Annotated in this window: 23 protein-coding genes and 2 pseudogenes; 13 read left to right on the forward strand and 12 right to left on the reverse strand. The window is 68.9% G+C overall.

The annotated features are described in order from the left end of the window. Window positions 1-244: 244 nt before the first annotated feature. Both M8I34_RS02720 and M8I34_RS02725 read right to left on the reverse strand, forming a co-directional pair. Window positions 245-2,038: an MOSC and FAD-binding oxidoreductase domain-containing protein gene (locus M8I34_RS02720; protein WP_250047678.1), complete on the reverse strand. Its 1,794-nt coding sequence runs from the start codon at window positions 2,036-2,038 to the stop codon at window positions 245-247. A gap of 235 nt (window positions 2,039-2,273) precedes the next feature. Further along, window positions 2,274-2,786: a CGNR zinc finger domain-containing protein gene (locus M8I34_RS02725; protein WP_250047679.1), complete on the reverse strand. Its 513-nt coding sequence runs from the start codon at window positions 2,784-2,786 to the stop codon at window positions 2,274-2,276. Window positions 2,787-3,020: 234 nt separating this feature from the next. Here M8I34_RS02725 and M8I34_RS02730 point away from each other — a divergent pair, with 234 nt between their 5' ends. Continuing rightward, entirely contained in the window at window positions 3,021-3,890 is an 870-nt protein-coding gene (locus M8I34_RS02730; RefSeq protein ID WP_250047680.1) for an alpha/beta fold hydrolase, read from the forward strand. Window positions 3,891-4,117: 227 nt separating this feature from the next. On the opposite strand, the gene M8I34_RS02735 is transcribed toward M8I34_RS02730, so the two are convergent. Beyond that, window positions 4,118-4,849, reverse strand: coding sequence for an HdeD family acid-resistance protein (locus M8I34_RS02735; RefSeq protein ID WP_250047778.1), 732 nt, complete (start codon window positions 4,847-4,849; stop codon window positions 4,118-4,120). A 316-nt stretch (window positions 4,850-5,165) separates the two neighbouring features. On the opposite strand from M8I34_RS02735, the gene M8I34_RS02740 reads away from it, so the two are divergent. Further along, window positions 5,166-5,618 carry a VOC family protein gene (locus tag M8I34_RS02740; RefSeq protein WP_030985756.1) on the forward strand — a complete coding sequence of 151 codons (453 nt, stop codon included), beginning with the start codon at window positions 5,166-5,168 and terminating at the stop codon, window positions 5,616-5,618. 133 nt (window positions 5,619-5,751) lie between these two features. Here the strand turns inward: M8I34_RS02740 and M8I34_RS02745 are convergent, their stop codons facing one another. Both M8I34_RS02745 and M8I34_RS02750 read right to left on the reverse strand, forming a co-directional pair. Continuing rightward, on the reverse strand, window positions 5,752-7,332 hold the full coding sequence (locus M8I34_RS02745; protein WP_250047681.1) for an alpha/beta hydrolase: 1,581 nt from the start codon (window positions 7,330-7,332) through the stop codon (window positions 5,752-5,754). A 406-nt stretch (window positions 7,333-7,738) separates the two neighbouring features. Next, window positions 7,739-7,959 (reverse strand): annotated as a pseudogene (locus tag M8I34_RS02750) (transposase); the annotation flags it as partial. Between the two features lie 115 nt (window positions 7,960-8,074). Here M8I34_RS02750 and M8I34_RS02755 point away from each other — a divergent pair. Next, entirely contained in the window at window positions 8,075-8,740 is a 666-nt protein-coding gene (locus M8I34_RS02755; RefSeq protein ID WP_250047682.1) for a nitroreductase, read from the forward strand. Between the two features lie 101 nt (window positions 8,741-8,841). Continuing rightward, window positions 8,842-9,369, forward strand: a complete 528-nt coding sequence (locus M8I34_RS02760) for a GNAT family N-acetyltransferase (RefSeq protein ID WP_250047683.1) — start codon at window positions 8,842-8,844, stop codon at window positions 9,367-9,369. A 131-nt stretch (window positions 9,370-9,500) separates the two neighbouring features. Here M8I34_RS02760 and M8I34_RS02765 read toward each other — a convergent pair whose 3' ends face one another. Beyond that, on the reverse strand, window positions 9,501-9,971 hold the full coding sequence (locus M8I34_RS02765) for a hypothetical protein (protein ID WP_250047684.1): 471 nt from the start codon (window positions 9,969-9,971) through the stop codon (window positions 9,501-9,503). An 8-nt stretch (window positions 9,972-9,979) separates the two neighbouring features. Beyond that, a complete protein-coding gene (locus tag M8I34_RS02770) occupies window positions 9,980-10,468 on the reverse strand; it encodes a GNAT family N-acetyltransferase (RefSeq protein ID WP_308371787.1) in 489 nt (162 codons plus the stop codon). A gap of 641 nt (window positions 10,469-11,109) precedes the next feature. Here M8I34_RS02770 and M8I34_RS02775 point away from each other — a divergent pair. After that, on the forward strand, window positions 11,110-12,444 hold the full coding sequence (locus M8I34_RS02775) for a multicopper oxidase family protein (RefSeq protein WP_250047686.1): 1,335 nt from the start codon (window positions 11,110-11,112) through the stop codon (window positions 12,442-12,444). A 193-nt stretch (window positions 12,445-12,637) separates the two neighbouring features. Here the strand turns inward: M8I34_RS02775 and M8I34_RS02780 are convergent, their stop codons facing one another. Next, window positions 12,638-13,198, reverse strand: coding sequence for a class I SAM-dependent methyltransferase (locus tag M8I34_RS02780; protein ID WP_250047687.1), 561 nt, complete (start codon window positions 13,196-13,198; stop codon window positions 12,638-12,640). Then, window positions 13,192-13,416 carry a hypothetical protein gene (locus M8I34_RS02785; RefSeq protein WP_250047688.1) on the reverse strand — a complete coding sequence of 75 codons (225 nt, stop codon included), beginning with the start codon at window positions 13,414-13,416 and terminating at the stop codon, window positions 13,192-13,194. Before M8I34_RS02785 ends, M8I34_RS02780 begins: the two co-directional genes overlap by 7 nt. On the opposite strand from M8I34_RS02785, the gene M8I34_RS02790 reads away from it, so the two are divergent. The 3 genes from M8I34_RS02790 (at window position 13,390) to M8I34_RS02800 (ending at window position 16,631) form a co-directional block, all read left to right on the forward strand. Then, on the forward strand, window positions 13,390-13,755 hold the full coding sequence (locus tag M8I34_RS02790; RefSeq protein ID WP_308371789.1) for an EamA family transporter: 366 nt from the start codon (window positions 13,390-13,392) through the stop codon (window positions 13,753-13,755). The two genes, M8I34_RS02785 and M8I34_RS02790, sit on opposite strands and share 27 nt — an antisense overlap. Before the next feature lie 565 nt (window positions 13,756-14,320). Next, entirely contained in the window at window positions 14,321-16,021 is a 1,701-nt protein-coding gene (locus tag M8I34_RS02795; protein WP_250047689.1) for an APC family permease, read from the forward strand. Between the two features lie 439 nt (window positions 16,022-16,460). Continuing rightward, complete coding sequence (locus tag M8I34_RS02800) at window positions 16,461-16,631, forward strand: hypothetical protein (RefSeq protein ID WP_250047690.1); 171 nt, start codon at window positions 16,461-16,463, stop codon at window positions 16,629-16,631. 45 nt (window positions 16,632-16,676) lie between these two features. Here M8I34_RS02800 and M8I34_RS02805 read toward each other — a convergent pair. Beyond that, a pseudogene (locus M8I34_RS02805) lies at window positions 16,677-16,973 on the reverse strand (GntR family transcriptional regulator); the annotation flags it as partial. A gap of 264 nt (window positions 16,974-17,237) precedes the next feature. Here M8I34_RS02805 and M8I34_RS02810 point away from each other — a divergent pair. Beyond that, window positions 17,238-18,374, forward strand: a complete 1,137-nt coding sequence (locus tag M8I34_RS02810) for an ABC transporter substrate-binding protein (protein WP_250047691.1) — start codon at window positions 17,238-17,240, stop codon at window positions 18,372-18,374. Window positions 18,375-18,492: 118 nt separating this feature from the next. Here the strand turns inward: M8I34_RS02810 and M8I34_RS02815 are convergent, their stop codons facing one another. Then, the gene (locus tag M8I34_RS02815) at window positions 18,493-19,134 is read right to left on the reverse strand and encodes an HAD family phosphatase (protein ID WP_250047692.1); all 642 of its coding nucleotides are present in this window, start codon (window positions 19,132-19,134) and stop codon (window positions 18,493-18,495) included. A gap of 183 nt (window positions 19,135-19,317) precedes the next feature. Here M8I34_RS02815 and M8I34_RS02820 point away from each other — a divergent pair, with 183 nt between their 5' ends. Both M8I34_RS02820 and M8I34_RS02825 read left to right on the forward strand, forming a co-directional pair. Further along, a complete protein-coding gene (locus M8I34_RS02820; protein WP_250047693.1) occupies window positions 19,318-20,133 on the forward strand; it encodes a methyltransferase domain-containing protein in 816 nt (271 codons plus the stop codon). A 503-nt stretch (window positions 20,134-20,636) separates the two neighbouring features. Further along, window positions 20,637-21,017: a hypothetical protein gene (locus M8I34_RS02825; protein ID WP_250047694.1), complete on the forward strand. Its 381-nt coding sequence runs from the start codon at window positions 20,637-20,639 to the stop codon at window positions 21,015-21,017. 210 nt (window positions 21,018-21,227) lie between these two features. Here M8I34_RS02825 and M8I34_RS02830 read toward each other — a convergent pair whose 3' ends face one another. Continuing rightward, complete coding sequence (locus M8I34_RS02830; RefSeq protein ID WP_250047695.1) at window positions 21,228-21,869, reverse strand: DUF2867 domain-containing protein; 642 nt, start codon at window positions 21,867-21,869, stop codon at window positions 21,228-21,230. Between the two features lie 94 nt (window positions 21,870-21,963). Between M8I34_RS02830 and M8I34_RS02835 the strand changes: the two genes are divergently transcribed. Further along, on the forward strand, window positions 21,964-22,524 hold the full coding sequence (locus tag M8I34_RS02835) for a TetR/AcrR family transcriptional regulator (protein WP_250047696.1): 561 nt from the start codon (window positions 21,964-21,966) through the stop codon (window positions 22,522-22,524). 264 nt (window positions 22,525-22,788) lie between these two features. Then, the gene (locus M8I34_RS02840; protein WP_250047697.1) at window positions 22,789-25,635 is read left to right on the forward strand and encodes a SpoIIE family protein phosphatase/ATP-binding protein; all 2,847 of its coding nucleotides are present in this window, start codon (window positions 22,789-22,791) and stop codon (window positions 25,633-25,635) included. Window positions 25,636-25,783 lie beyond the last annotated feature (148 nt).

Below are 25,783 nucleotides of genomic sequence, written 5' to 3' on the forward strand. Positions count from 1 at the left end.
GCTACGCAAGATCGGGAGTGCGGCCCCCTGCCGAGAGCTGCCGCCGCCCAGGGTGCGGGCGGGGGCCGGCCTCGCCGCCGTCGTGCGGTTCCTCCGGGCTGAGAGCGTCCGGCTGAGACCGACCGGCGGGGCCGCCTCGGCGCATCGAAGGCGCCCGGGTGCTGGGCGCGGCGCACTGTGAGCCAAGTTGCCGCCTGATCAGCCGAGTTGAGGTTCGGCCGACCCGTGCCATTGTCGGCGGACGCTAGAGGTCGAGGACGACTTCGGTGGTCGGGTTGCTACAGCAGACGAGGACGGTGCCGGCCTCGGGGAGTTCGAGAGGCTGGGTGGTGTAGGTGATGTCGCCTGACACGAGGTGGGTGATGCAGGTGTGGCAGACGCCGGTGCGACAGGACCAGCGGGTGGGGATGTCGCAGGCTTCGGCGAGATCGAGGAGTGAGGCGTGAGCGGGTGACCATGGGGTGGTGATGCCGCTGCGGGCGAAGGTGATGAGGGGGCCGTCGCCCGGTGGGCCGGGGGGTTGGTGCGGCCGGACCGTGGTCGTGGGCGTTACGCCGGGATTGATGGCGGGGAGGGCGCTGAACTGTTCGGTATGGATCCGCTCGGGAGGCAGGCCGTGATCGCGCAGGTAACCGCCGAGGGCGTCCATGAAGGCGGGAGGTCCGCAGAGATAGCCGTCGGCATCGGCGGGCACGCCCAGGGCCGCGAGTGAGGAGGCGGTCGGACGACCTTGGGTGATGTGGGGCTCGCCGGGATGTGGGTCGGCTTCATGTGGGGCGGCTTCATGTGGAGCGGCTTCGGCGGTGTAGTAGATGTGCTCGTGGGCGTTGGGGAGTTGTGCCAGGAGCTCGTGGGCCTCGTCGGCGAAAGCGTGCTGGGCGCGGTCGTGGGCGATGTGGATCCACCAGACAGGGCGTGGGTCTCGTGCGGCGGCGAGTTGGTGAAGCATGGCGAGCACGGGAGTGACACCGATCCCTGCCGAGACGAGGATGACCGGGCAGGTGCCTTCTTCGAGTACGAACGTTCCGCGGGGGCTTGCGATGTCCACGAGGTCCCCGAGGTGGAGCCTGGCATGGATATAGCTGCTGACCTGCCCGTGGGGCTCGTGCTTGACGCTGATGCGGTAGGTGCAGGCGGTGGGCACGGACGACAAGGAGTAGCTGCGCACCGCGGCGGTGGCCCCGCCGACGGCGAGGCGGATGGAGAGGTACTGGCCGGGGCGGGCCTCAGGCAGGGGTGTGTTGTCGGTGGCGTCGAGGTAGACCGACGAGACGGTGGGGGTCTCGGGAACGATGCGGGCGACGCGCATGGTCTTGAAACCCGGCCATCCCGGCTCTTCGCGGGGCTGCTGGGTGCCGGCGAGTTCGCCCGGCCATCCCGGTTCCTGTTGGGGCTGCCGGGCGGCGGCGAGTTCACGGAAGGACTGCTGCCATCCGGGGCTGAGGGCGGGGATGTTCAGTGCTGTGCGCAGTTTCGCGGGGTCGCGGCCGGGGAGGTAGAGCAGCGCGTCGGTGTCGGCGACGCTGAGTTCTCCGGGGCCTCTGCGCGTCAGGGTGACCTCGTCGCCGGCCTGGACTCGTCCCTCGGCGAGGACACGCAGATAGAAGCCGGGGCGATGGTGGGCTACCAACAGGGAGGCCATGGCGGGTTCGCCCAGGCGCATGCCGACGCGGTAGCAGGTGACGCGCGGCTGGGTGACTTCGAATTCGGCTTCGCCGATGCGGTACCGGTCGCCGATGCATACTTCGTCGTCGGGCAGGCCATCGACGGTGAAGTTCTCCCCGAAGTTCCCGAAGGTCAGGTCGTCGCGACCGAGTTGCTGTTGCCAGTACCGGTAGGACTCCAGCTGATAGACAAGGACGGCACGAATTTCGCCGCCGTGTCCGGCCAGGTCTCCTTGACCGTCTCCGTCGATGTTCAGCCGCCGCACCGTCCGGGGGCCACGCACGGGGGACTTCCAGGCTCCGGTGTGGACGGTCCTCCCCTGCCAGGAGACGTCCTCGGGCATTCCTACGTTGACGGACAGCAGCGTCGCCATTGCGGACCCTCCTGCGAGGTGGCCGTCCGGGGGCAGCCTCAGGGCGCTGTGATCTGTGCGCTCAAGCCGATCCTAATTCTCGTGCCGGTGGCGCCGCGATTCCGGCCGCCACCCGGGCAGTGCTGGGGCGCCTCCCTGCACCTGCACCTGCACCGCTGGAGAAACGCCCCTCGGCGAGATCGCCAAGGCGAAGCGTCGACGGGCCCGTGGTCATCAGAGGTGACCGCCGGCGCCTTTACTCGGCTGCGCCGTCGCGGGTGCGCTGGTAGTGCCGCCTGGCCTTCATGCGGTTGCCACAGACGGCCATGGAGCACCAGCGGCCCTTGTTGGTCTTGCTGCGGTCGATGAGGAACAGCCGGCATTCCGCGTTGGCGCACGGCCGCAGCCGGCCGGGCATCGTCTCCAGCAGTGCGCTCCACGCCATGACCGCCTCCACCGCCATCCGGCGCTCAGCGGGGGCGTCCAGCTCCCACGACACCCCGGCAGACGAAAGGTGCGGGAGGGAGGTGACGTCCTTCAGGAGCGGGGCCAGCGACGTGGCGGGCCGACTGCCGCGCACCACGTCCTGTAGGGCGTCGCGCGCCCGCACGAGGCTTCGGAGCTCCTCCGCGGTGCCGGTGCCGCCGTGGGCCTGCTGCCAGGACCTGGCGGTGTCCGGCTCCGCGAACAGGTCCTGGACGACGCCGTTGACCACGGGCGTGGTGTTGAGGAGCTCCAGCAGTGCGTCCTGCTCTTCCCGACCGGCCACCCTTGCACCTCCTAACCGCATTAGTCCGCTTGACAGGTTACACGAACCCCGAGGGCCCCAGTGCCGCACTGGCCGGCACCCCCTCGCGGACGGAGGCTTGGGAGAGGCCGAGGCCCCAACCGCAAGCCTCACCCAGCTCCACACCACCTAACCCCTAAAAATGCATTGACAGGTTAGGCGCAACGTGCTCGACTGACTCCATAACCACTAAAACCCAAGAGAAAGGTTAGGGACATGGTCTCCGCAGTTCACCACCGCACCGCCACCGTCAACGGTCTCGACGTCTTCTACCGGGAGGCAGGCGACCCGAAGGCGCCCGTCGTGCTCCTTCTCCACGGCTTTCCGACCAGCTCGCACATGTTCCGCCACCTGATCCCGGCGCTCGCCGACCGCTACCACGTCATCGCCCCCGATCACATCGGGTTCGGCCAGTCCGCGATGCCGGCCCCAGAGGACTTCCCGTACACCTTCGAGGCCCTCACCGATGTCACTTCCGGACTGCTCCAGCACCTGGGCGTCGACCGGTTCGCGATGTACGTACAGGACTACGGCGCTCCCATTGGATGGCGGCTCGCCCTCCAAGCCCCGGACCGCGTCAGCGCGATCATCACCCAGAACGGCAACGCCTACGAAGAGGGCTTCGTCAAGTCCTTCTGGGACGGCGCCTTCGCCTACGCCAATGCTCCGGGTCCGGACACCGAAGCCCCCATGCGCGGCGCCCTGACCCCTGAGGTCACCCGCTGGCAGTACGTGAACGGAGTCGCCGATCCGAGTCTGGTCAGCCCTGACAACTGGGTCCATGACCAGGCGCTGCTGGACCGCCCGGGCAACGACGAGATCCAGCTCCAGCTCTTCCGCGACTACCCGACGAACGTGGACCTCTATCCGCGGGTCCACCAGTACTTCCGCGACTCGCAGGTTCCACTGCTGGCGGTCTGGGGAGCGAACGACGAGATCTTCGGCCCCGACGGAGCCAAGGCATTCGCCCAGGACCTGCCCGAGGCCGAGATCCATCTGCTCGAGTCCGGACACTTCGCCCTGGAGAGCCACTTGGAGGCCATCACCGAGCACATCCGTGGCTTCCTCGCCCGTGTCCTCGCCTGAGGCGCGCGACGACTGGCGAGCCGGAGAGCCCTCACCGGCGACGGCAAAGCCACCCGGACGCCTGGGAATTCACCGCACGGCCCGGGCACACCGTCGCACTCCAGGACCGCATCGCCTTCGTGTGGCGCGCGAGGGACACCTCGCAATGCTGCGATGGACGCCTCGCGATGCTTCACCGCCCGACCTCGCGATGCTTCGCCGCCCGGGTGGCCTCGCGCGCCCCGTGATCAGTGCTGGGGGTGCGGCCGGGAATGGAACATGGGCCGCCGCTTGGGGGTGGTGCCCTCGGTGAGGCGGCCGAGTTCGACGCGCATCTTGACGGCGTGGAAGACCTCGACAGCGCCCACGACGATGGCCATGATGCCCACCACCAAGGCCAGCGCGGCGATCGAGCTGAACGGCGACACGATCAGCACGATGCCTGCCAGAGCCATGATGATCCCCGAGAAGATCTGCCAGCCGCGCGCCGGGATGTCCTCGGCGGAGACCGCCGTGGCGGTCACCATGATGCCGCGCAGCAGCCAGCCGAAGCCGATCCACAGCGCGAGCAACAGAATCGATTGCAGGGTGCCCCGGAAACAGACCAGGCCCAGCAGGATGAACAGCGCGCCCGCGACGAAATGCAACACCCGCAGATGCCGAGGGACGTGCGTCCCGAAGGCAGCGGCCAGCTGAAAGACTCCGGTGGCCAGCAGGTAGATGCCGAAGAGCACACCGACGACCCGCAGGGTCTGGACAGGCCAGGCCAGGACGAGGACGCCCAGGGCGATCGCGGCCAGGCCCATGATGAGCAGGAATTGCCAGGCCATGTTCGCCAGGGCATTCAGGCCCCCGGCCGGGGAGGCATCTCGGGGCTCGGTGCCGTGCGGAGGGCCGGTGCCTGTGCCGGGGCCTGTGCCTGCGCCTGCGCCTGCGCCTGCGCCTGCGCCTGCGCCTGAGGAATCGGAGGGGTATGCCATGTCGTCTGCCTCCTCCAGGAAGAGCACGGTCAGAGGGATCGAGTTCCATCGTCACCCGACTGGCCCCGTCCCGCCTGGCAGACGCTCACCGCTCCCGTCGGTGGCCACAGCCGCCATACGCCCCGTGAGCAGGCGGAACGGCCGCTCGGGCGCTGCCCGGGCACCCACGGGTTGCAGCGGGCCCCGTGGCGCGATGCCATGGAAGGCAGAGGCCCACCACGTGGGAAGCACCGCCACGGGCTGTGCCGCCATCGCCAAGATGTCGAATGACACGGAAAATGCGCCGGGTATCGCGGTCGGCGGAGTGAGGCGCCAGATGGACAACGACGGTATTCCAGCCCCGAGTGAGGGGCTGCTGATGACACATTTCCTGACGGTGCGTGATGTGGCACGCTCGCGCCGCTTCTACAGCGAGGTGCTCGGCGGGCAGGTCGTCCTGGACGAGAACCCTTGCATCGTGAAGCTCGCCAACAGTTGGATCATCATGAATCCGGGCGGCGGCCCGACCCCGGACAAGCCCGATGTGACGCTGGTCCCGCCCGGCGAACCGCACACCGTCTCCAGCTTCATGAACCTGCGGGTCGCCGACATCGAGGCCTGCTACGCCCAATGGAGCGCGAAGGGAGCGGAGTTCCTGACCCCACCGATCGACCGGCGTGCCGAGGTCCGCTGCTACCTACGCGATCCTGATGGCTACCTGATCGAGGTCGGGCAGGCCACCGGAATGCTGGAAGGCATTTTCGCCCGCACCGACACCAACTCCGGCTAGCTCCACACGCCATGCAGGTCCACACGCCATGTAGGTCCACACGACATGTAGGTCCATACGGCATGCAGGTCCACATGACATGGGGCCTCCGCTCGGCAGAGGCCCCACGTCACATCACCTCGTCCGGAACGGATCAGAAGCGGCCGGGCAGCCCCGGGATGCCCGGAGGCAGGGGAACCGGCAGCTTGCCGGCGCTGCTGCGCTCACGTGCCGGCGCGGGTGCCTGGCAGGTCACGTCCTTCGCGGGGAGCTTGCCCGTGGTCAGGTACGCGGTGGCCGTCTTGTCGGCGCACGACTTGGAACCGTAGATGCCGTGTCCGACACCCCCGGCGACCGTGACCATCCTCGAACCCTTCATGGCCCGGTGCATGCCGAGGCCACTGGACAGCGGCGTCTGGGAGTCCCACTCGTTCTGAAGGGTGAGCACCCCGACCTTGTTGTCGATGGTGGTGGCGGGTTCGCTGCCGTTCTTCTTCCAGAACGCGCACGGCTTGATCTGGGACGCGAAGTCGCCGTACAGCGGGTACTTGGCCTTGTCCCGGATCGCATCGCGGCGGTACTGCTCGGGGTCGCGCGGCCAGGCGCGGGTGTCGGAGCAGGCGACTGCCCAGAAGCTTGCGCTGGAGTTGTCCGAGGGCACGCCGGCGCCGAATGCCGGCGGTGCGGGGCGCTCGGGCCTCACGGTGTCAGGGGTGGAGGACGAGCCCTTGCCGTCGGCGGCCTTCTTCAGCTCGACGATTTCCTCCGCGGCCTCGCGCACACTGAAGAACATGGCGCGGCCCGCGCGGATGTCATCGCCGTTCAGGGAGGCGCCGTTGAGCTCGATCGGCTTCCGGTTGGCCCGGGCGACCAGAGCCCAGAACGTCTTGCGGACCTTGTCCGGGGTGTTGCCCAGCTTGTAGGTCGCGTTCCGCTGGGCGGTCCACTCGGTCCACCTCGTGAACGCGGGCTCGCTGCCCTCTGACCAGACCTGCATCATCCCCCGCCAGATCCGTGCGGGGTCGACGGCGCTGTCCAGTACGATCCGGTCGCTGCGCCGCGGGAACATCTGCGTGTAGACGGCTCCGAGATAGGTGCCGTACGAGTACCCGAGGTAGGAGATCTTCTTCTCGCCCAGCACGGCCCGGATGACGTCCATGTCACGGGCGGTGTTGCGCGTGGTGATGTGGGGCAGCTTGTCGCCCTGTTTGGCGTCGCACTTCTCGGCGACGGTCCGGGCCCACTTGACGTCCTTGGCGAACGACGCGGCCTTGTAGGGACGCTGCCAGTTCTCCTCCTCGGCGGTCAGACCGCAGCTGAGAGGGGAGCTCCGGCCGACACCCCGCGGGTCGAAGCCGATGAGGTCATACTTCCTCTGCACGGACTTGGGGAGCTCGGCCGACAGCGACTGCGGCATATCGAGGCCCTGGCCCCCCGGTCCCCCGGGATTGAGCAGCAGGACACCGTGGCGTTCGGTGGGGCTGCTCGCCTTGATCCGCGATATCGCGAGGTCGATCTTCTTGCCGCCCGGACGGCTGTAGTCCAACGGGACCTTGAGGGTGGCGCATTGAAAGGAGGCCGGAGCTTCGCTGTTGCAGCGGTGCCAGGCCGGTCTCTGCTTGAGGAGCTGCGGCAAGGGGTTCTCGGCGGCGGAGGCGGTCGCCGGCGTGAGTGCCGGAATCAGCGCCGCGACGGCACTCGCCGCCAGAACGGGGGCTATTCGTCTGCTTCGCACGTGGGCCCTTCGGGTCAGTACGTGTGGGACGCACTCACCCTTGCGCACAGGGCAGTTGGGGCGAATCCCCCAGCAGGGCACGACGTGTCCGACTGTGGGTGGACGGACTGCTGGTACATATGGTCCTGGAGTCGGACACGGTGCTCGTATCCATCATCCCGCACCGCCGTCCAGGGCGTCCGGCCTGTGTCCCGTCCCCGCTGCATGGGCCGCGCCGAGAGCGGCAGTTCACATGTCACGGACACCCTCCCGGCGCCCACCGCCCCAGAACGCCCTCACCACGCCCTCCCGGGTTGCGCGGGCCGCACGGGCTGCGCGTACAGATCCATGTCCGTGGTCTCTGGGGCCAGGAACTGCGATACCAGGCCGCCCCGAGTACGAGCATGGAGCACGAGTTCCCGCGTGCCGTGCCGTCTGACGACCAGCGGCGATGCCGCTCGTGCACCGTCTTCCACGGCCCATAACGCTCCGGCAGGTCAGCCACTGCACGCCCGCCCTGATCCGGTACAACACCCCGTTGATCACCTGCCGGTGATCCCGCCACCTGCTACAACGCCCGTTACGCACTGACAGGAGAGGTCGAAGCCGCACCCACTGATCGTCCGTCAGGTCACCTCTGACTCTCACAGCCCAACGACCGGACTGGCCGTCAGGACGCTGCCCCAGGACCCGTGATGCTCGGCACTGACTACTGACTACTGAATACGGTAGAGGGCCCGGTCGAATGGAAGGACGCGAAGACTTGGATGTGTATGAGGCCGTGGACAGTCGACGGGCCGTGCGGGCGTTCAGCGATGAGCCGGTATCCAAGGGGATACTCGAACGAGTGCTGGCTGCTGCGACGCGGGCTCCGTCGAGTGGCAACCTCCAGCCGTGGCGTGTGTATGTGGTCACCGGTGAGCCCTTGGCCGAACTGAAGAGGCGCGCGACGGCCAGGGCCCTGGCGGGAGACCCGGGTGATGACCGGGAGTACCCGATGTACCCGGCCGAACTGACCTCGCCGTATCTGGACCGCTTCTCCGCCGCAGCCGCCCAGCGGTACAAGACACTCGGAATCGAGCGCGACGACCCTGACAGGCCCAGGAAGATCGCTGCCCTGAACTCTGAGGCGTTCGGGGCGCCGGTCGTTCTGTTCTGCTACCTCGACCGGACGATGGGGCCCGGACAGTGGGGTGACGCGGGCATGTACTTGCAGACGGTCATGCTATTGCTGAGGGCTGAAGGGTTGCACAGCTGCCCCCAGGTCATGTGGACCATGTATCGAGAGACAGTCAGCCAGACGGTCGGAGCCGATGACGGGCTCGTACTGTTCTGCGGCGTCTCGGTGGGATTCGAGAAGGAAGGCGTGCCACGACTTCGTACCGAGCGGGCGCACATGACGGAAACAGTGAGCTTCATCGGAATGTGACCGGGATTCGCACCAGGCCCTGTCTGGGCTCCTCGTAGCTCTGGGCAACGTCTCGCGGAATTCCGCTGGATCGACGCAGCTTCAGCGTCAAGAATCGGCGGATGCATGAAGTGAAGCTGTCCGACGGGATCATCACTCTGTCGCCGCTGCGCCTGGACGATGTGAAGGCGCATCTCACGGGGGAGGATGAGCTGCTGGTTCGCTGGCTCAACGGTGGTCCCGGCACGCGCGAGGGCGTTGAAGCGTACTTCCAGCACTGCCGGGAACAGTGGGACACTGCCGGGCCGCTCCGCGCTTTCGGCATCCGGTCCGGCGCCGACGAGACGCTTGCGGGGACGATCGACTTGCGGTTCACAGGGGAGGGCTTGGCTCCCGGCCAGGTGAATGTCGCCTACGGCCTCTATCCGTCCTGGAGGGGGCGTGGCCTGGCTACCCGCGCGGTCCTCCTCGCGTCCCAGTACGCGGCCAGTGAGGGCGGGGAGGAGGCGGTGATCCAGGTGGAGCCGGAGAATCCCGCATCCGCCGCCGTCGCGCGGCGGGCAGGATTCACCCCCGGCAAGCAGCTGCACAGCAAGGACGGCACACGGTTCCACTGGTACATCCGGGACCTGCGCGTCGCTCTCCAGTGATGATGGAAACCTGTGAAATCCGGCCAGTGTCGCTCTTCGTTCCCCAACTGCTCAGGGTTTCGAGACGGACGTCGGAGGCCGCTCGTCTTGGCGGCTCCTGAACGGAGGGGTCCCACCTAGGTTGCTTGGGCTCAAGGGGAAGCGAGGCTCGCGCGTGCTGCGGCCATGAAGGCGATCTTGTGTTCCTCGAGGTGCTCGTTGACCTCGACGTCGCCGATCTCTCGCCACACCGCCTGGTTGAGTGCCCGACCGTATGTGTGCACAGGGGCGTGCAGGTCCGCGTCGCCGAGCAGCACGAGGTGCCGTTCAGCGATCCAGAGCCTGGTCATGGCACCCGAAGCGGCGCTGTTCCAGTCTTCGTCATCGCCCCAAGCCTCGGGGCGGCTGTAGGCCGCCCGTTCGGCGTCCTGGGCGCAGGCGATGAAGTCCTTGATCGCCTGTATCTGCTCTGCTCGGCGCGCCTCGCTGGTGGCCGCTGCCTGGCGGCGTTCCTCCAGGCGTTCGGCGGAGCGCTGAGTGGCGCGCTGGGAGAGTGCCGTCAGGCCGCCGCCGAGGGCGACGCCTGCGAGTGAAAAGATCGGTGCCCACACTTCCATCGCCACGCGGCCCCCTACGACAAGTCCTTGTGCATCAGCGTGCACATGGTCTCGTACCGGAGCAGTGAGCCGTCCGGCGCCTGGACGTCCCAGGCGTCCGGTCGGCGACCGTGGGCCAGGTAGCCCAGCCGCTCGTACAAGGCCCGGGCCCGTGGATTGCTCTCCTCCACCGCGAGCTCGGCCCTGTGCAGGCCACGTGACCTGATGCGGTCCTCCGCGGCCCGGATGAGCATGGTGCCCAGACCACAGGACTGAAGGGCCGGGAGTACCCCGAGCTGCCAGAGTGTGCCTACGCCGGCCGTGACCTGGTAGTCGATGCCTCCGATCGCCACCGGAACATCGGCCGGGGTGCACACCGCCAGATAGTCCACCTCTCCCGCTGCCGCGCGCACCAACTCCCGTTCCACCTGCATCAGATGGGCGGTCGAGCCGGCCCACGTACAGGCCGGCAGATCAGTGGGCGTCAGGTCACGGACGAGGACTGGCACGACAACCTCGGACATTCCGTTACGAGGAAGACTCATGCGCCTATCCGATCACCCCAAGGAGCCTACGGACCAGAGGATTTCGCGTGCAGGCCCCCGCCACGTGGTGAAATCCGCGGTCGCCGCACCGTCTCACAGCCCTCGTCCATGTGGGGCATCAGGGCGAGCAACTCTGAGGCCAGTCCAAGCAGGGGGTGGCCGTTTTCATGATGCGCCCCTCAGTGACGACCAGCAGTTACGGGACAACCCTTAGGGGCGGGAACACAGGGGCGGTACGGGGCACCTCCGTACCGCCCCTGCCATTCCACCGGTGGTCTCGCTCGCTTCGTGAGCTCGGCCCGGACTGACGCTGTTCGGGTCGGTCATGCGAGGCGCCAGCGGGTCGTTGTCCCCGTTGGCGGGCTCTCGCGCCAGGATGGGCCGAAAGATGCCTTGTGCGGTAGCGATCCGGCCGCATTCCTGGCGCTACGTCAAATCGGAGGAACGTGATGCGGCTTCGTTCCCAGGGAGGAAAGTCCTTTGCCGGGGCGCTCCTCGCCGTTCTCGCCCTTGTCTCGGGCTGTAGCAATTCGGGTGCGGAGCACGACCCGGCCTCCTCTCCGTCGGATTCCTCCTGGGCCTCGGCCCGGTCGGCACATGCGCTGCGGAACCCCGCGGAAGTGGTGAGCAAGGACGGGTTGCTGCGCACGCGCATCGTGGTGGAGCGCAAAAAGGTGGAACTCGCCGGCCGAAAGCTGTGGGCCCTGACCTACAACGGGCAGTACATGCCGCCGACCCTGCGCATCAAACCCGGGGATCGGATGGAGCTGGCGGTGGTGAACAAAATCGACAAGGTGACGAACCTGCACGTTCACGGCCTGCATGTTTCACCGAGCGGCAATTCCGACAACATCTTCCTCGCGATCGAGCCCGGGCAGACGTATCACTACGCGTACCAGTTTCCGAGCAATCTCGCCGCGGGGACGTATTGGTACCACCCGCACCCACACACGCAGAGTGCCGCTCAGACGGCCGGGGGGATGTCCGGCCTCATCATCGTCGACGGGCTGAAGAAGTATCTGCCGGAATCGCTGCGGGGCATCAGGGAGCGCGTCGTCGCGCTCAAGGACTTCCAGGTCCAGGGTGACCAGGTCAAGACCGAAGGGCTCAAGATCGGCAGTCCCACGCATCGTACGGTCAACGGCCAGCTGAACCCCGTCATCGACATCCGGCCGGGCGAGGTTCAGCTCTGGCGGATCGCCAACATCAGCGCCAACATCTTCTACAAGGTGGCACTGCCCGGCCGGAAGTTCCACGTGATCGCCAGGGACGCGAATCCCGTCAACACGATCTATTCCGCCGATTCGATCGTCATCCCCGCCGCGGCGCGCTTCGATGTGCTGGTGGAGGGCGGCCGGCCCGGTACTTCCGAACTTCAGACGCTCCCTTACAACACGGGCTCGGCCGGCAACCAGTTCCCCCGGGCAACCCTCGCCACGGTCGTCTCGCAGGGCAGGGCAATGGCCCCGGTGAAGATTCCCACCGCCTTCGCACCGACACGGGATCTGTCCAACGCCAAGATCGCCGCTCGGAAGACGATCACGTTCACCGAGAACGCACAAGGGACCCAGTTCTTCATCAACGGCAAGCAATTCGACATGAATCGCACGGACTTCAGGGCGAAGCTGAACGCCGTCGAGGAGTGGACGGTTCGGAACCAATCCGACGAGGTGCATTCGTTCCACACGCACACCGACGACTTCCAGCTGATGAGCAAGGACGGTGTTCCGGTGAGGTTCTACGGCTGGCGGGACACGGTGGATATTTCGCCGCGCGGGGAATCCGTGATCCGGATCCGCTTTTCGGACTACGTCGGAAGGACGGTGCTGCACTGCCACATCCTCAACCACGAGGACGCCGGCATGATGGCCACCCTCGAGATCGTCGGCGACCAGCCCGCCAACGGTGCCGGCAAAGAGCCGATCCCTCATCATCACGCCATGCCGCACGCTTGAGCCGACCTGGACCGTAGGGCCGCTGGACAGCGACGGCCGCCGACGCACCTCCGCGTGCTCGCACGGTCGCCTGGGCCACGGCCCATGAAGCCACTGGCTGCGACGGCCTAGCGGGAGCCCAACGGCACTGCCCCGGCGGTTCGTTGCTTCTCAGGTGAGCAAGCCCGTCAGGCTCGGGTGTCGACGTGATGCTTCACAGCCGCCGGATGCGCAGCACGCCGGTCAGCATCGGGAGAGTGAACTCGCCGCGGGCGGTCTCCGGTCGACTCGCGAGGAAAGCGCGAATCCGGCCCAGCGTGACCTCTTGTTCCTGTTCCGGCATGACCAGCACCCCCGCGCGCGTCGCGATGGTCGCGACGAGAGAATCGGCGGTGCGGCGGTGCCCGTGCGGGAACTCGGCCTGCTCCGGCGAGCCGAACCGGGCGGCCACGCCAGTCTTTGGAAGGTGCATGTCTGCCGTCTCTGCGCGCCAGCTGGTGGGAGTGTCACGCGGGCCGATGGCCGCGCTCCCGCTGACCCGCGCGAGCCCGGCAACCCACTCGACCTGGTCGTCCAGGACGTTCCACAGGCCGGCCAGGATGCCGCCGGGTGCGAGCACCCTGGCGATCTCGGGTCCCGCGACGGCCATGTCGAACCAATGCATGGCGTTGCCGGCCAGCACAGCATCGACGGACGCGTCCGGCAGCGGTATCGCCTCGGCACTACCCGACAGGGCACGGACAGCCGGCAGCGAGCGGCGCAGCTCGGTCAGCATCGCCGAATCGGCTCGACTGCGATGACTTCGGCACCCAGCGCGACCAGCGTGGCGGTGAGCTTGCCGGTTCCGGCGCCGAGGTCGAGCACGCGCGGGCCGGACGCGGGCTCCAGCGCCCACCGCACCGCGGCCTGCGCGTAGTCCGGACGGTGCTCGGCGTATGCGACCGCCGCTGCACCAAACGACGAGGAATGAAGCAGCCGTTCATCCTGATCCATCCGAGCACCCTATGGGTGCTGCTGGCGGTCGGCGTCCTGGCCGCCGCCGTCGCCGTACTCTCCAGCGTCCTGCCCTACACCTTCCACCTCGAAGCCCTCCGCCGTGTGCCACCCCGCGTCTTCGGCATCCTGACCAGCCTGGAGCCCGCCGTCGGAGCTCTCATCGGCCTCGTCCTCCTCGGCCAGCACCTCGGCGTCCCGCAGTGGGCCGGGGTGACCGCGGTGGCCCTCGCCTCCATCGGCGCCACCCGCGCCCCGAGCCGCGCCCCGAAGCCGACCCCACCCGACAGGCCAAGCGGCACACCGGACGACCTGACGTCCCGAACGCCTGCCGAGTAGCTTCACCACCTGCCCACACCCGGCATCGTCGCGGGCCCGCACGCCCGAGCCGTCCTCCCCCAGGCGGGCCACGCCTCCGGCAGCACTACGGATGGCCGACCATCCCGTCCCGGCCACACCGGATACCCGGGCCGGAACTGTCCGGACATGCCGCTGACCAGCCCGGACAGCTGTATGGCTGTCCGGGACGCCGAAAGCCATTGCCGGAGAGGACCCAGTCACTCAGGCTCGGTAGCTGTGGCGGCGGCCGGCCCTACGGGGGAAGGGACCGGCCGCCGCGTCATCAGCAGGCGTGAGGGGGACGAGCCGAGCCACCCGTAGCTGTGACGCGTCTCATGCAGTGATCTCCCGGACCGCCCACGAGCGGTGGTCCGGGAGTGAACAGGCAGTGGGTCTGGGGCCGTTGGTCCCGGGATCGTGGTCCACAGGGGTCGGTCCACGTCGTGTTCCGGCAGCTCAGCGGCGTTCCCGGCGATGGGCCGGAAATAAGCTGTCCGCGGCAGACGACAGCGGCCCTTCAACGGCGAGGGGGCATGCGGCACCACCAGGACGGACGACACTTCCCATGGACATGAGCGCGGGCGAGCGCAAGGGGCTCAGCCTCTTCGCCCTCATCATGATCGGCATCGGCTCGATCTTCGGCTCCGGCTGGCTCTTCGGAGCCGGCGCCGCCGCCCAGGTGGCGGGCCCCGCGGCGGTCGTCGCGTGGGTGATCGGCGCCCTCTTCATCGGCATGATCGCGATGTCGTACGCGGAGGTCGGCTCGGCCTACCCGATCCCCGGCGGCATGGCCCGCTACGGGCATCTCTCGCACGGCCCGGTCCTCGGCTTCCTCACCGGCTGGGCGGTGTGGATCGCGACCGCTTCGCTGATCCCGATCGAGTCGATCGCGGCCACCCAGTACATGACGTCCTGGAGCTTCGGCTGGGCGAAGGGCCTGGTCGATCCGGCCACCCACCAGCTGACCCTCTCCGGTACGGCAGTGGCGCTGGTTCTGACCCTCGCGCTCTGGCTGACCTGCTTCTGGTCGGTCCAACTGCTGGCCCGCGCCAACACCGTGCTCACCCTGGTCAAGTTCGCCATCCCGGTACTGGCGGTGCTCGCCCTGGTCGGGTCCGGCTTCCACACCTCGAACTTCACCGCGCAGGGCGGCTTCGCCCCGTACGGCTGGCCGGCCGTGCTCACCGCCGTCACCACCTGCGGTGTGGTCTTCGCCTTCAACGGCTTCCAGGCCGTGGTCAACCTCGGCGGGGCCGCGAAGAACCCGGGCCGGGCCATCCCGGTCGCCCTGGTCGGTGCGCTCGCACTCGGTCTGGTGATCTACCTGGCGCTACAGGTCGCCTACCTGGGGGCGGTGCCGCCCGAGCTGCTGGCGCGGTCCGGCGGATGGCAGGGCGTGAACCTCAACTCGCCGTTCGCCGACCTGGCGGGGCTGCTGATGCTGCACTGGGTGGTCACCATGTTGCAGTTCGGCGCGTTCATCTCGCCGGCCGGGTCCAACATCGCCAATGTCGCCTCGGCCGCGTACATGGTCACCAACCTCGCCGAGACCAGGTTCTTCCCCCGGAAGCTGGCGGCCGTGCACCCCCGCTATGGCACCGCCCGCCCCGCGATGTGGCTCAACCTCGGCTTCTCCGTCGTGCTGCTGCTCACCGTCGGCCGCAGCTGGCAGGCGCTGGCCGGTGTGGTGTCGGCGGCCATGGTCATCTCGTATCTGATCGGCCCGATCGCGGTGGGGGTGCTGCGGCGGACCCGCCCGGAGCTGCCCCGCCCCTTCCGGCTGCCGGCCGCCGGGGTGCTGTGCCCGGTCACCTTCGCCTTCGCCGCCTGCGCGCTGTACTGGTCGAAGTGGCCGGAGACCGGGAAGATCACCGTGCTGACGCTGGTGGCCGCACCGGTCGCGGCGCTGGTGCTGTGGCGCCGGGGCGAGCTCGAAAGGGGCCGGCAAGCGTCCGGCAAGGGCGGTGGAGGGCGATGGTCGGGCCTGCTGCGGCACTTCGCCCCGGCCTGGTGGATGATCGCTTTCCTGGTGTGGACGGCCACGGTGTCCGCGCTGGGCGGCCAGGAGTTCGGCGGCCGGGACATCCTCCCCGGCGTGCTCGGCACCGTCCTGATCGCGGTCACCGCCCCGCTCTTCTACTTCTGGGCGGTGCGCTCCGGGGTCAGGGCACACCAACGAGGCCTGACCGGCGATCCGTCCCCCGCCGAGGCCGCCCCGACCACCACTGTCACCCCCGACGACGCACGCCCGATGGCCTCCGTCTGAGGGCACCCTGAGGGCACCCCGCCCTGAGGGCACCGCGCCGGGTCCGGGTGACGCCCGTGGCCCGGCGCATCTCCCTTCATCCCCGCTCCACCGTCCATGGCTGCGCGGTCTTGCGTAAGTCAGACGCTGCTGCGCGGAGAAGGACGTCCCGCTGGGTGAGGGCCTACCGACGGTCCGGTCAGGCCGGCAGCGACGAGTGAGGACCGCAAGGACGGCCCGGCTCCGGAATGACATCGCCGGCCAATACGTCCTCACAGAGCGCTCGTTTGGGCAGTTTTGACCGGGCAGCCAGGATTGTTCCAGACCGGGCGATCCCTCCACACCTGGTGCCAGAAATCAGCACGGCTGTCCACGAACAGCACTGTCGTGTCCCGGCGATCAGCAGCCTCCCCGCCCCCCCCATGGGACTGGACATCACCGTGATGACCGTCGACTAGCCATGACTGGGGCCCGGATCGGCGGGTTGCGTGGGGCCTTTGACGAGCATGCCAACGACCCCAGGGGCCGGGTCGGCGACTTCGACGGGTTCACCGCCCCGTTGGAGGAGTGGGGCCACGTCCTCACCGAAGCGGCCCGGCGGGGCTGGAGCGTCGTGGGGCTGAGTGATTAGGCGGGCGGCGGGTCACCGTCAACTGCACGGCAGCGGCCCCTCCCTCGCCTGCGCCCACTGCGCAAAACCGCCCAGTCGGTGAAGCTCTGGCTGCGGCAACCAGCCAGGACCACACAGCGGATGCCCTGGTATGACCCGATCAGTCCCTCGGCGGCACCCTGTCGTGACCCGATGAGCCCCTCGGCGGTCAGGGACGCGACGGCCTGGCGGACCGTGCCACGCGACACGCCGCAGTGGGCCGCGAGTTCGGTCTCCGCCGGGGGGACAGTCCGCTCACGGTGCATCCCTCGCCATCGATCACCCGCCTCAGCTCTTGGCGATCTCCTGGCATCGTGCCGTCATACTTCCTCTGCCGCGCGGAGTTGTGCGCAGATTGTGCAGCGCGGACGGCCTGGCCGAGGTGCCGTGCCGACCCCTGCGAGCTGCGATTGCGAGGGAATTGAAGTCATTAGTTTCCCCAATGTTTACCTGGCGGACACCATAGTTGGGCCTACTGAGGCCCAACTTGTCAGACAAGTCGTCGGACAAGTGCTCACCCCCCACGTACATCCCTTGTGTAGCCCCGCATGATCCCCTCAATGCTCTGTGCGTACCCCTGGAGAGACCGTGACCGTGTTCCTGCCGAGGACAGCCGTCCTCACCGGCGTCCTCACCGTCGCCGCCGTCACCCTCAGCGCCTGTGGCGCGGACCCCGACGCGTCGACAGCCGAGGGTGGAAAGGGCGCGGCCACCGCGACCACGGCCGAGGCCGCCGGCGGTATCGGTGCCCTGGCCAAGGCGGCCAAGAAGGAGGGCACGCTGCATGCGATCGCGCTGCCCCGCGACTGGGCCAACTACGGCGCCCTGATGGACGGCTTCAAGAAGAAGTACGGCATCAAGGTCGAGGTCGAGAACCCGAAGGGAGCCAGCCAGGACGAGATCAGCGCGGTCACCTCGCGCAAGGGCCAGGACAACGCGCCCGACGTCCTCGACCTCGGCAGCTCCTTCGCGCAGAGCGCCGCCCAGCAGGGGCTGCTCGCGACATACATGGTCGCCGGCTTCGCTGACATCCCCGATGTCCAGCGGGACTCGATCGGCCGCTGGGCAAACGACTACGGCGGCTATATCTCCTTCGGCTGCGATGCCAAGCGTGTGCAGACCTGCCCGACCAGCTTCAAGGATCTGCTCCAGCCGCAGTACAAGGGAAAGGTCTCGCTCAACGGCAACCCCACCACCTCGGGTTCGGCCTTCGGCGCCGTGTACGCGGCCGCCCTCGCCCGAGGCGGCTCCTACGACGACATCCAGCCCGGCATGGACTTCTTCGCCAAGCTGAAGAAAAACGGTAACTACACGCCCGTCAAGTCCACCGCGGCCACCATCGAGAAGGGCCAGACGCCGATCAGCATCGACTGGGACTACCTCAACGCCGGGTACACCGACCAGTTCAAGTCCAAGGGCGTCGACTGGACGGTCACGGTCCCCTCGGACGGCAAGTTCTCCCAGTACTACTCGCAGGCCATCAACAAGGATGCGCCGCACCCCGCGGCCGCGCGCCTGTGGCAGGAGTACCTCTACAGCACCGAGGGCCAGAACCTCAGACTCAAGGGATACGCCCGCCCGGCTCTGATGGACGCCATGAAGAAGGCCGGCACGCTCGACAAGTCCGCGGCGGCGAAGCTGCCGAAGGTCTCCGGCACGCCGACCTTCCCGACCGAGACCCAGCAGAGCAATGCCAAGGGCGTCATCGCCCAGGCCTGGGGCTGAGGGGCGCGCGTCTCCGCCACCGGCTGACCGTGACTCACACCCGTGCCGACGTGGTGCCCGCCGCTTCCTCAGCGGCGGCACCGCGCGGCCGGCCGGCTCGCGTCCCTCGGCGGGCGCCTCACGACCGAGCCGCAGGATCGCGGCGGCCGGACGCGAAGGCAAGGACGTCGCGGACCGCTTCGCGCAGGCTGCCGAAGTGACGGTGCACGCCGTCCACCGCCGCAGGGGCGTTGACACCCCACACCGTCATCCCGGCACGCAGCCCGGACTCCACTCCGGAAGGGGCGTCCTCGATGACCAGACACTCCTCCGGCCTGGCTCCAAGTAGCGCGGCCGCGTGCAGATACGGGACCGGCGACGGCTTGCCTTCCTCCACGGCGGCCGCATCCACGAGCACCTCCGGGAGCGGCAAGCCCGTCCGTGCGAAGCGTCCACGAACCCGGTGCTCATAGTTCGAAGTCACCAGCGCCCAGGAACCGGGCCGCAGAGCGCTCAGCAGCTCCGAGGCGCCGCCGAAGGCCGTATAGGCGCCGGAGCGGACGTCCTCGTCCTCCAGCTCGTGCAGTGCGGCGAGGCACTCCCCGGGATCCTGGTCCGGAGCAACCTGCGCGAAGGTCTCCATCGGCCTCGTCCGCAGCGCCACACGGTAGACCTCATCGGGGTCCAGTCCGTATCGCTCTGCCCACGTTCGCCACACCAGGCGCTGATTGTCCACGGCGTCGATCAACGTGCCATCAACATCAAACAGGACACATCTCATCGCACCAGGCTGACCGAGTTCACTGTGCACGCTTCGATCATGCCATCGGAGCAGGCAGTTTGCGGGACGAGTCTTAGATTCACTCCCGTTGGTCGCAGCGCCGTCCCAGGGGCCGGCGGCAGGGGTGTGAGGGGTCGGTAGTGCCTTACGACAGGGGTATTACGGGAGGGGGATAATCCCCCCATGACGTGCTCCGCACCTGACTCCCGCGACGACGGCGGCTACCTCCTCGACAATGCACAGCCCGAGGCGGGCACCCGATTCGACGCGCTCAGCGAGCTCTTCGACCCCACCACCTTCCGGCACATCGAGGGCCTGGGAATCGCCTCGGGGTGGCAGTGCTGGGAGATCGGAGCTGGCGGCCCCTCGGTGGTGACATGGCTGGCCGACCGGGTCGGGCAGACCGGTCGGGTAGTGGCGACCGACATCGACACTTCCTGGGCCTCCCAGGCAGCGGGAGGGGTCATCGAGGTGCTGCGCCACGACGTGGGCCAGGACGAGCCGCCGGGGAGCGGCTTCGACTTCGTCCACGCCCGACTGGTGTTGGTGCATGTGGCCGACAGGGAGCGGGCCCTGCGCGCGATGGTCGGCGCACTACGGCCGGGCGGGTGGCTGCTGTTGGAAGACGCCGATCCGGCATCGCAGCCGCTGATCTGCCTGGACGAGTACGGGCCCGAGCAGGCCTTGGCCAACAGGTTGCGGGCCGGATTCCGCTCGCTGCTGGCGGCTCGGGGCGCAGATCTGGCCTACGGACGCAAGCTCCCCCGGCTGCTGCGGGAGGCGGGGCTGACCGAGGTCACCGCGGATGCCTACTTCCCGCTCACGTCCGCGGCTTGCGACGTGCTGGAGGCGGCGACGACCCGACAAGTACGCGGCAGGCTGGTCGCGGCGGGCCTCGCGACGGACGAGGAGATCGACCGGCATCTCGCGAACGTCACTTCGGGCCGCCTCGACCTCGCCACGTCCCCGATGATCTCCGCGTGGGGCCGCCGCCCATGAGGGCGTGCCGGCCCGGTCCATCGTCCGCGTAGCGGCACAGGAGTCCCGGCGAGGGTGGAGGGCCCGACGAGGCCTCCGGGCCGAGGTCGGCGAAGCCCCGGGCCGGGGGCGGTGAAGCTCCGGGCCGGAGGCGGCGAAGCCCCGGGCCGGAGGCGGCGAAGCCCCGGGCCGGAGGCGGCGAAGCCCCGGGCCGGAGGCGGCGAAGCTCCAGGCCGGGGCGGTCGGGCGTCTGTCTTTGGGGAGAGAGCCCGTGGTTCCTGAGGGCGAGGTGGCCGCGGCGGTTCTGCCGTTGGGCAGGCGGCGCATCCCGACCTGAGAGCGATGAGTTGGGGGGGTGCACCGCGGCCACGATGGTCGGGAACGTGGACCTCTTCCAGGAGTCGCCATGCCGCACCATGCCACCCCTGCCCCCTTCCACTCCTGCCACCCGCCTCCTCCAGCGTCCCCACCCTCGCGACGGAGCCGACGACGCCGACGGGCGGGTCAGGCGCTGATCTGACGGGATGGGTGGCAAGTTCACGCCCAAGGTCATCAGCACTCCCGCCAATGGGGGTGCGGGGGGAGAGATCGGCGGCGAGATCGGCTTCACCTACAGCTACTCCTCCACCTCCCTCAACCGCGTAACGGGCACGCAGGAGGACAAGTACGAAGACAAGTACGAAACGGAGTTCCCGGCTGACAAGAAGGGGAGCCTGCAAGGCCGGCGCGACGGTGCCTACTACGTCGGCTACCTCTTCGTTCAGTATCAGGCGGCACCCGGGGCACCCGGCACCGGTCCGGAGAAGGAGCACATCAAGGCCATCCCCGCCCGGGTCTACGTCCAGTCCCCCAAGCCGAGCACCCCGGTCACCTACTTCAAGTACCAGGAGCCCGCACCGCGGTAGCCCCGGCCCGGGCGCGCCCCTCCCCCGGCGCTCGGCCACCTCCGCCCCTGCGCCCCGGCGGCTGAGCGGCCGTGGAGAGGACGAGGGGCCTGCACCCCCGTAGCGGGCCCCTCGCCCTTTCCACGGCCGCTCCCCGCGGGCATTGCCCGAGCTGACGGGCGGCCGGCTCGCGCTCGCCGAGGCGACGGTTGCGCGCTCCGCCGGCCCCGGCTATCCCGCGCTCCGTTGACCGGCGCTCGCCTGCCATGTGCCTCCCATCGCTCGAAACAGCGCCGGATACACGCCCACGTACCGGAACGGCTTGATAGCGGCCATGTAGACGGCGCCGAACAGCCCGTTCGGCTTCACGAGGACGGCCATCTGACCGCGATAGCCATCGGCCCCGTCCGGGACCCAGCCGATGTGCATCACCGCGTGCACGGTCCGGTTGGACATCTCGGCCGCCCACTCGTCGTGCAACTGGTAGACGGAGGTGAGCGGCACCGAACGGGGGTCGGGCCCCCGAGGGCACTCGCGGAGGTCCACAGGCAACCGGTCGCGCAGCGTCAGTACCCGGGCGCCGATGCCGGTGCCGGGCTTGTCCCAGCCGAGCAGCCTCCCGAGCATCCAGCGGACCGCGAAGAGTCCGCGGTACACGGGCGAGGAGATGGCTGCCCTGTTGGCCTCGCCGTCGCCCTCGTTCCTGCCGCCCCCGTCGTCGCCCTCGTTGTTCGCGATCTGGCGCACGAGGTGCCGGAGGTCATCGGGACCGCCCGGTGTCGGCAGGGCCCACACGTCCTCGACGTGGAAATCGCCGGCGATCTCGTGGATCCGCCAGGGACGGGATGTGTGTGCGGTTCTGGGGAGTCTCATGAGGCGGCCCCTATCTATACGATGCCGTATAGATGAGACTAGACCCAGTTATACGGCACCGTATAGATGAGGAAGATGTGAGGGGAGACACACCATGGCCCATGCCCGCACGCCTCGCGGCAGGTGGATCGAGGAGGGCTTGCGGGTGCTCGCCGTCGGCGGTCCGGAGGCCGTACGGATCGAGTCGCTGGCGCAGTCGCTCAGCGTCAGCAAGGGCGGCTTCTACGGGTACTTCCGCAACCGGGACGCCTTGCTCGCCGAGATGCTCGACACGTGGGAGCGCGAGGTCACCGAGGCGGTGATCGAGGAGGTCGAGAGCGGCGGGGGAAATGCCCGGACCAAGCTGGACCGGCTGTTCACCCTCGTCACCTCGCTCGGCGCCGAAGCGGTGACGGGCACCGCCATCGACCTCGCGATCCGCGACTGGGCCCGGCGCGACGAGGCCGTCGCGCGCCGCCTTCAACGCGTCGACAACCGGCGGATGGACTACCTGCGCTCACTGTTCGGATCCTTCTGCCCCGACAAGGATGACGTCGAGGTCCGCTGCATGATCACCTTCTCGGTGCGGATCGGCAGCCACTTCATCGCCGCCGACCACGGCGGTCGCAGCCGGGCAGAAGTAATGGAGCTGACGAGAAAATGGCTCCTGCGGTAGCGCCCGCCGCCGGACGCGATTACGGTTCGGAGCCCTCAACCGGACGACGATCCCCGCCGTCGAGCGGCGAGGCCGACGAGGGCCGGTGCGAGCCGGTGCCTGCCGGTGCCTGCCGGTGCGAGCGAGCGCCTGCTGGTGCGAGCCGGCACCCGCCCCGGCACGAGCCGGTGCGGCCCGCGCCCTGGCAGCCCACTCGCCGACCCGTGGGGCAACTGCCGTAGCGCGCCTTGCCAGCGCCGCGGCAAAGCAGGATAAATGTGAATCATGAGCGGACATTCGGGGCGGTTCCGGCGCCGGCTGAGCCGCGCGCCCGGCCGTTCCGCAGCTCCGGGCGCGTCCCCTGCCGGGAACGGCACCGGCGACCAGCCGGACGAAGGTACTGCGGGTGCCGGAGGTCCGCAGCACATACCGCCCTCGTTCCCCACCCGCAGCGTCGCCCAGGAAGTCTTCCTCCTCCAGCTGGTGCTCGTGGTGCTGCTGGTCGCGGCGGCAGTGGTGGCCATCGTCGTCCAGGCCCAGCGGGACACCATGACCGACGCCCGGCACCGGACGCTCGCCGCCGCCGAGTCCTTCGCGCACTCCTGGGGCCTCCAGGAGGCGCTGAACAGCGACAATCCGACCGCGAAACTCCAGCCGCTCGCCGAGGCGGCCCGGAAGGCCTCCGGCGTCGACGCGCTCATCGTGTACAAGCTCGACGGGATCACCCTCACCCACAGCGACCCGCGGCAGATCGGCAAGCACGTCATCGGCCCGTATGCCGAGGCTGCCCGGGGCAAGCCCTTCACCAGGACCTTCGAGGGCGCCCTGGGCCTCTCCGTGGTCTCCGCGGCCCCCGTCAAGGACTCCTCGGGCAAGGTCGTCGCCATCGTCGCCGCACCGGTCACCGTGGAGAAGGTACAGAAATCGGTCAACCAGCAGCTGCCCATCTTCCTGGGCACCGCGGTCGGGGCGCTGGCGCTCGCCGGAGGCGGCGCGGGGCTGGTGAGCCGTCGGCTGCGCCGGCAGACCCACGGTCTGGGACCGGCCGAGATGACCCGGATGTACGAGCATCACGATGCGGTCCTGCACGCGGTGCGGGAGGGCGTCCTCATCGTCGGCCGCGACGGGCGGCTGCTGTTGGCCAACGACGAGGCACGGCGTCTCCTGAACCTGCCGGCGGACGCGGAGGGCCGCCCTGTCGGCGACCTGGGGCTGGACCACCGCACCGCCGAGCTCCTGGCGTCGGACCGGATCGCCACCGACGAGGTGCACCTGGCCCAGGACAGACTGCTGGCCGTCAACAAGCGGTCGACCACCCCCTACGGAGCCCACCAGGCAAGCGTGGTGACCCTGCGCGACACCACTGAACTGAGGTGGCTGTCAGGGCGTGCCGAAGTGGCGCGGGAGAGGTTGCGGCTCCTCTACGACGCCGGGATGCGGATCGGCTCCACACTGAATGTCGAGCGCACTGCCGAGGCACTGGCGCAGGTGGCGGTCCCCCGGTTCGCCGACATCGTCACCGTCGAGCTGCTGGATCCGGTCCTCAAAGGTGAGGAGCCGGCCGTGGCGGGTACCGAGCTGCGTCGGACGGCCATCGCCGGCCTGGCGCCGGACCATCCGCTCCACCCCGTCGGCGAGCTGAGGGGGTTCGTCCCAGGCACCTCGGTGGCGGCGGGTGTGGACCAGGGCCGCTCCATGGTGGAGCCGGACCTGGCCGGCTCTTCCGGCTGGCGGTCCCAGGACCCGGAACGCGCCCGGCGCATCCTGGACCACGGGGTGCATTCCCTGGCGGTCGTACCGCTGCGCGCCCGGGGAGTGGTGCTGGGGCTGGTGGACTTCTGGCGGTCGGGGAGCTCCCCTCCGTTCGACGACGAGGACCTGTCCTTCGCCGAGGAACTGGCGGGGCGGGCCGCGGTGGGTATCGACAACGCCCGGCGCTACACCCGTGAGCGCACCATGGCGATGACGCTCCAGCGCAGCCTGATGCCCCGCGGCCTGCCCGACCAGGATGCCCTGGAGGTGGCGCACCGTTATCTCCCCGCCCAGGCCGGAGTGGGCGGGGACTGGTTCGATGTCATCCCGCTGCCCGGCGCCCGGGTGGCGCTGGTCATCGGCGACGTCGTCGGACACGGTCTGCACGCGGCGGCCACCATGGGCCGGTTGCGCATCGCCGTGCACAACTTCTCGGCCCTGGACCTCTCCCCCGACGAACTGCTGGGGCACCTGGATGAGCTGGTGACCCACATCGACGTCCAGGACGAGGACACCGACGACGGACCGGCGATCACCGGCGCGACCTGTCTGTACGTCATTTACGACTACGTCTCCGGCCGGATCACCGCGGCCACGGCCGGCCATCTGCCACCGGCCGTGGCCCACCCCGACGGGAGAGTGGAGTTCCTGCACGCGCCGGTCTCCCCACCGCTCGGCTTGGGCGCCGGCCTGCCGTTCGAGACCGCCGAACTGACGCTGCCGGAAGGCTCCCGGCTGGTGCTCTACACGGACGGGCTGGTCGAGAACCGCAGCCACGACCTGGACGCCGGAATGGAAGCACTGCGGGCGGCCCTCACCGGACCGGACCGTACGCCGGAGGACACCTGCGCCACCGTCCTGCAATCGCTGCTGCCCGCCCGGTCCACCGACGACGTAGCGCTGCTGGTGGCCCGGACCCGGCGGCTGGACCCGGCACACGTCGCCGAGTGGGACGTGGCCCGCGACCCGGCGGCGGTGAGCCCGGTCCGCAACGACTGTGCCCGCCAGTTGGCGGACTGGGGTCTGGAGCGCATCGCCTACGGCACCGAGCTCATCCTCAGCGAACTGATCACCAACGCCATTCGCTACGGCGCCGAGCCCATCCACGTGCGGCTCCTGCACACCCCCGGCACCCTGATCTCCGAGGTCTCCGACGGCAGCAGCACCTCCCCGCACATCCGCCAGGCGAAGGACACCGACGAAGAAGGCCGCGGCCTCTTCCTCGTCGCGCAGTTCGCCGAACACTGGGGCACCCGCTACTCCCCCAGGGGCAAGACGATCTGGGCCGCTCAGGCGGTCGGGCCCGACGCCCTGCCCGAGGAAGAGGAGTCGCAGGAAGACCTTCTCAGCCGCTGTGACCTGGCCCGATCACCGTCTTGACGGAGGCCCGCAAGGGGGCGGAGTACGCTGTTTTGGACCATTGCTGGACAGAGAATTCGGGCAGTGACACGTCGCGGCGGGGCGGCGCCAGGACCGCCCGCGTGCCAAGGTGTCGACGGCCCCGCGGGGTTGCCGAGGACGCCCGCTC

The organism is Streptomyces sp. MCA2 (genome assembly GCF_023544705.1).
In the GTDB taxonomy this organism is placed as follows: domain Bacteria; phylum Actinomycetota; class Actinomycetes; order Streptomycetales; family Streptomycetaceae; genus Streptomyces; species Streptomyces decoyicus.